This is a genomic window from Pseudomonas sp. (genome assembly GCF_049301935.1).
Taxonomy (GTDB): Bacteria; Pseudomonadota; Gammaproteobacteria; order Pseudomonadales; family Pseudomonadaceae; genus Aquipseudomonas.
Genome location: NZ_JBAQLP010000143.1, coordinates 1 through 6,039, shown reverse-complemented (window position 1 = coordinate 6,039; position 6,039 = coordinate 1). Strand labels below are relative to the sequence as shown.

7 protein-coding genes are annotated in these 6,039 nt (G+C 58.8%); all 7 read right to left on the bottom strand.

Going from position 1 to position 6,039, the window contains the following annotated elements:
* Positions 1–534, bottom strand: a 534-nt coding sequence (locus tag WA145_RS18860; protein ID WP_422583030.1) for a pyridoxine 5'-phosphate synthase, incomplete at its 3' end; no start/stop codon positions are given.
* Entirely contained in the window at positions 527–1,225 is a 699-nt protein-coding gene (recO, locus tag WA145_RS18855) for a DNA repair protein RecO (RefSeq protein ID WP_422583029.1), read from the bottom strand. The genes WA145_RS18860 and recO, both read right to left, overlap by 8 nt.
* 62 nt (positions 1,226–1,287) lie before the next feature.
* A complete protein-coding gene (era, locus tag WA145_RS18850) occupies positions 1,288–2,190 on the bottom strand; it encodes a GTPase Era (protein WP_422583028.1) in 903 nt (300 codons plus the stop codon).
* Entirely contained in the window at positions 2,183–2,872 is a 690-nt protein-coding gene (gene rnc / locus WA145_RS18845) for a ribonuclease III (RefSeq protein ID WP_422583027.1), read from the bottom strand. The genes era and rnc overlap by 8 nt, the downstream gene beginning before the upstream one ends.
* On the bottom strand, positions 2,869–3,246 hold the full coding sequence (locus WA145_RS18840) for a DUF4845 domain-containing protein (protein ID WP_422583026.1): 378 nt from the start codon (positions 3,244–3,246) through the stop codon (positions 2,869–2,871). Before WA145_RS18840 ends, rnc begins: the two co-directional genes overlap by 4 nt.
* A 104-nt stretch (positions 3,247–3,350) precedes the next feature.
* Positions 3,351–4,205 carry a signal peptidase I gene (gene lepB, locus WA145_RS18835; protein WP_422583025.1) on the bottom strand — a complete coding sequence of 285 codons (855 nt, stop codon included), beginning with the start codon at positions 4,203–4,205 and terminating at the stop codon, positions 3,351–3,353.
* A gap of 6 nt (positions 4,206–4,211) precedes the next feature.
* Positions 4,212–6,011, bottom strand: coding sequence for a translation elongation factor 4 (lepA, locus tag WA145_RS18830; RefSeq protein WP_422583024.1), 1,800 nt, complete (start codon positions 6,009–6,011; stop codon positions 4,212–4,214).
* Positions 6,012–6,039 lie beyond the last annotated feature (28 nt).

The window sequence follows — 6,039 nt, the reverse complement described above, 5'->3', positions numbered from 1 at the left end:
GATGCGGGCCAGCTCACGCGCAGCCTCGGCGGGCGTATGAGCATCGGCGTAACGGCCAGTATGCAACTCGACCGCCGGCGCCCCAACGCGCCGCGCCGCCTCGATCTGCTTCTCGTCGGCATCGATGAACAACGACACCTCGCAACCGAGCTTGCTCAGACGCTCAACGGCGGCACGAATGCGCGCCTCCTGCCCGGCCACTTCCAGGCCACCTTCGGTGGTCAACTCCTGGCGAGTTTCCGGGACCAGGCAGACATGCTCGGGGCGGATGCTTTCGGCGAAGTCGAGCATGAAATCAGTCACGCCCATCTCGAAGTTCATCCGCGTCTGCAGCACCTCCTTGAGCAGGCGCACGTCGCGCTCCTGGATATGCCGACGGTCTTCACGCAGGTGCACGGTGATACCGTCGGCACCGGCTTCCTCGGCGTCCAGCGCGGCCTTGACCGGGTCTGGATAACGGGTGCCACGGGCCTGGCGCAGGGTGGCCACATGGTCGATGTTTACACCCAGCAGAATACGATTGGCATCAGTCACGGCTTGGCTCCTTGAGCGTCATAAACAATTCACGGCTGACCAGTGGTCGACCGCCTAAATGGGGGGCCAGAGCCTGGCGCATCAGGCGCTTGGCTGCTGCAAGAGCGCCCGGCGCAGCCCAGTCAGCTTGGGCCATAGCGAGCAATTCAGTGCCCTGAAAGGCGCCGGGTTGCAACTGGCCAATCGGCATCAGCCCGGTTTCGGTCTGCAGTCGATACAGGCCCGCCTCCACTATGGGCTGGCCCTCGCTGTCCAGGTCCAAGGCGAAACCATAGCCCAGCTCACCGAGCAGGCGCCATTCAAAAGAACGCAGCAAGGGCTCCAGGGCGCGGCCCTCGGCCAGCGCCAGCACGGTCATGGCGTAATGCTCGAACACGGCGGGATGTGGGTCTTCGGCGGGTAACAAGCGAATCAACAGCTCGTTGAGGTACAGGCCGCTGAACAGCGCCTCGCCCATCAGCAGATTGGGGATTCCAGCAGGCTCCAGGCGGCCGACGTTCTTCAGCTCGCCCCGCCCGCGAAACTCGGCGTCCAGCGCAATAAATGGCCGCGCCAGACTGCCAGCCTTACCCCGCGCACCGCGCATAACGGCGCGCAAACGACCTTGCGGGGTGAGGAAGTCCACCAGCGCGCTGCTTTCGCGGTAGGCGCGGCTGTGCAGTACATAGGCAGGCTGACTGTCTGCAAACATGGCCGGTGGAGACTCGCAGTGACGGGACGCGGAAACGGGCGCGAGGACACGCCCGTGCCAGGCTAGATATTGTCGTAACCCAGAGAGCGCAAGGCGCGCTCATCATCGGACCAGCCACTTTTAACCTTGACCCAGAGGTTGAGCATGATCTTGGAGTCGAACATCACCTCCATATCCTTGCGCGCTTCCTGGCCGATACGCTTGATGCGCTCACCCTTGTCGCCAATGATGATCTTCTTCTGCCCATCACGCTCGACCAGAATCAGCGCGTGGATATGCAGGATGCGCCCGTCGCGCTTGAATTCCTCGATTTCCACGGTGATCTGATAGGGCAGCTCAGCACCGAGCTGACGCATGATTTTCTCGCGCACCAGTTCGGCGGCGAAGAAGCGACTGGAACGGTCGGTGACCTGATCTTCCGGGAAGAAGTGCACGCCTTCCGGCAGACGCTCGCCGACCAGTTTCTCCAAGGTGTCGAGGTTATGCCCATGCTGGGCCGAAACCGGCACGATCTCGGCCTTCGGCAGCTGGGTGGCCAGCCACTCCAGATGCGGCATCAGCTCGGCTTTGTCTTCGATGCGATCGGTCTTGTTGATCGCCAGAATCACCGGGCCTTCGACGTATTGAATACGCTCCAGGACCATCTGGTCTTCATCGGTCCAGCGAGTGCGATCGACCACAAAAATCACCACGTCGACATCCTTCAGCGCCGACGAGGCGTTCTTGTTCATGTAACGGTTGAGCGCTTTTTCGTTGTTCTTGTGCAGACCTGGGGTGTCGACATAGATCGCCTGCACCTCACCCTCGGTCTTGATCCCGAGCATGTTATGGCGGGTGGTCTGCGGCTTGCGCGAGGTGATCGCCAGCTTCTGCCCAAGGATGTGGTTAAGCAGCGTCGACTTGCCCACGTTGGGCCGGCCGACGATGGCGACATAGCCACAGCGTGTAACAGGTGTATCAGTCATTGCCATTCTCCACACCCAGGGCGATCAGCGCGGCAGCGGCCGCCACCTGCTCGGCGATACGCCGGCTGGCACCCTGCCCCAGGGTTTTATCATTGAGTAAGGTGATCTGACATTCGACCACGAATGTCCGGCAGTGCGGCTCACCCTGAATATCCGCCACCTCGTAACGCGGCAGCTCACAGCCGCGCGACTGCAGAAACTCCTGCAGACGGGTTTTCGGGTCCTTGTTGGTGTCGACCAGAGTCAGGCTGTCCAGCTCGGTGGTCAGCCAGGCCAACACCCGCTCACGGGCCGCATCCATCCCGGTATCCAGGTAGATGGCGCCGATCAATGCTTCTAACGCATCAGCCAGAATCGACTCACGGCGAAATCCGCCACTCTTCAGCTCGCCGGAGCCCAGGCGCAGGTAGTCACCCAGATCAAAGCCGCGGGCCAAGATCGCCAGTGTCTCGCCCTTGACCAGACGGGCACGCAAACGTGACAGCTGGCCTTCGCGAGCCAGCGGAAAGCGCTGAAACAGCGCTTCGCCGGCGACAAAGTTGAGGATGGCATCACCGAGAAACTCCAGACGCTCGTTATTGCGCCCGGCGAAACTGCGATGGGTCAAGGCCAGGATCATCAGTTCCTGGTCCTTGAAGGTATAACCGAGCTGCCGCTCGAGACGGGCTAACGACGCACTCACGGCATACGCACGCGGAATTCTTTATCGAAACGCACCACCAGGTCGATGTTCTCGATCAACGGTTCGCGCTTCTCGTATTTCAGGTGCACGCGAAACTCATTGTTTTCGACTTTTATTTTAATCGCTTCCTGCATGTTTAAATCGCGAATGCTGTTGACCTGCATCCCCTTGCTTAGATGGCTATAAAACTCACCAACGCTACGAACTTCAGCAGCTTTATCGGTTTCAACAGAAGTAATCATTTTCTCCAGCGACATATAGTCGAAGTAATGCGGCAACACTTTGAACGTCGCGCTAGCCAGAAAAGCCACAACAGCCAGCACCATCAACCAACCAAGAATCGACATCCCTTTTTGCGAATGCGCAGCTTTCATATTTGTCCCCAAATTCGAGTGATGTAAAAGCCATTACGGCTGGAGGCAAGACTATATATAGCCTGCGACGCTGTATTTAACAGCGTCGCAAATTCATCAGCCGGTCAGTGAATCAGGCCGACGCGGGAGAAATTCGGCAGGTTGCTCGACTTCGGGTCCGGCCAGCTCATCCAGATGGCGAAGGCTTTGCCGACAATGTTCTGATCCGGCACCATGCCCCACAGTGGCTTAGGGATGGCCGGGTCGTTCCAGTAACGGCTGTCATTGGAGTTGTCGCGGTTGTCGCCCATCATAAAGTAATGCCCTTGCGGCACTACCCACTCGCGACCTGGCTCAAGCCGATAACGCTGCATTTCCTTACGGATCTGGTGCTCGGCTTCACCGAGTTTCTCGTTGAACAACGTCGCGCTGCCCAGGCTGCCAGGCTCATCGCCAATCAATTGCTGCGCCACGGACTGGCCATTGATGGTCAGGCGTTTGTCACTGCTGTAGGCAATACGGTCGCCGGCCAGGCCTACTACGCGCTTGATGTAGTTGATATCTGGATCGCTGGGGTAACGAAACACCATCACATCGCCACGCTGCGGGTCGCCTACTTCGATCACCTTGGTGTCCAGTACTGGCAGGCGAATGCCGTAGGCAAACTTGTTCACCAGAATAAAATCGCCCACCTCCAGGGTCGGCTTCATCGAGCCGGATGGAATCTGGAAGGGCTCGACCAGAAACGAACGCAGCACCAGCACAATCGCCAATACCGGGAAGAACGACTTGCCGTACTCCACCAGCAAAGGCTCTTTGTTCAAACGTTCCACCACCGCCTCATCAGGCTCGCCGACCTGGCCGTGATAGGTGCTGATAGCCGCTCGCCGGCGCGGGGCCAGGAAGACCAGGTCAAACAACGCCAACACGCCGCAGACAGCAACGGCGATAACCAGCAACAGCGGGAAATTGATCGACATAGGCTCTTAACTATCCAACCTTAGTACAGCGAGGAAGGCTTCCTGTGGAATTTCCACGTTACCCACCTGCTTCATGCGTTTCTTACCGGCCTTCTGCTTTTCCAGCAGCTTGCGTTTACGACTGACGTCACCGCCGTAGCATTTGGCCAATACGTTCTTGCGCAGCGCCTTGACCGTAGTCCGCGCAACGATCTGCCCACCAATGGCGGCCTGGATCGCCACGTCGAACATCTGCCGTGGAATCAGCTCTTTCATCTTCTCGGTCAACGCACGACCCTTATAGTGAGCGTTGTCCTTATGCACAATCAGGGCAAGGGCATCGACCTTGTCACCATTGATCAACACATCCAGTTTGACCAGATTGGCCGACTGATAGCGATCGAAATGGTAATCCAGCGAGGCATAACCGCGGCTGGTGGATTTCAGGCGGTCGAAGAAATCCAGCACCACTTCGTTCATCGGCAGGTCATAGCGAACCTGAACCTGGGAACCGAGGAATTGCATGTCGCGCTGCACGCCGCGCTTCTCGATGCACAGGGTGATAACGTTGCCCAGGTGTTCCTGCGGCACCAGGATGGTGGCCTGCACGATCGGTTCGCGGAAGTCCTCAACCGAGGAAATATCCGGCAACTTCGACGGGTTGTCGACGTAGATCGTCTCACCGGTCTTGAGCACCACTTCGAAGATTACGCTCGGTGCGGTAGTGATCAGATCCAGGTCGTATTCGCGCTCCAGGCGCTCCTGGATGATTTCCATGTGCAGCATGCCGAGGAAGCCGCAACGGAAGCCGAAACCCAGTGCATCGGAGCTTTCCGGCGAATACTGCAGTGACGAATCGTTCAGCGTCAGCTTCTGCAACGCATCACGGAAGTCTTCGAAATCATCGGAGCTGACCGGGAACAGCCCGGCATAGACCTGCGGCTGGATACGTTTGAAACCGGGCAGCACTTCGACGTTCGGCGTGGCGGCCAGGGTCAGGGTATCGCCAACGGGCGCACCGTGAATGTCCTTGATGCTGGCGATGATAAAGCCCACTTCACCGGCCTTGAGGTCAACGGTGGCAGTGTGCTTGGGGTTGAACACCCCGACGCTGTCGACCAGGTGCACCTTACCTGTGGACTTGACCAGCACCTTGTCACCCTTCTTGATCCGGCCGTGACGCACACGCACCAACGAGACCACACCCAGGTAGTTGTCGAACCAGGAATCGATGATCAGCGCCTGCAGCGGCGCTTCGACATCACCGGTCGGTGCCGGGATCGTGTGCACCAGGCGCTCAAGTACTTCATCGACGCCCAGGCCGGTCTTGGCGCTGCAGGTCACGGCATCGGTGGCATCGATGCCAATGATCTTCTCGATCTCTTCCTTGACCCGGTCCGGATCGGCCTGCGGCAGGTCGATCTTGTTCAGCACCGGCATGACCTCAAGGCCCTGCTCGATGGCGGTGTAGCAGTTGGCGACCGACTGCGCTTCCACGCCCTGACCGGCATCGACCACCAGCAGCGCGCCCTCGCAGGCCGCCAGGGAACGGCTGACTTCATAGGTAAAGTCGACGTGGCCTGGAGTATCAATAAAGTTCAGCTGATAGGTGATGCCGTCGCGAGCCTTGTAATACAGGGTAACGCTGTGCGCCTTGATGGTGATCCCGCGTTCGCGCTCCAGATCCATGGAGTCCAGCACCTGAGCTTCCATTTCACGGTCGGCCAGGCCGCCACACATCTGGATAAACCGGTCGGCCAGGGTCGACTTGCCGTGGTCAATGTGGGCGATGATGGAGAAATTGCGGATATGACTCAAATCACTCACGGATCAACACTCAAAAAGGTCGCAGGCG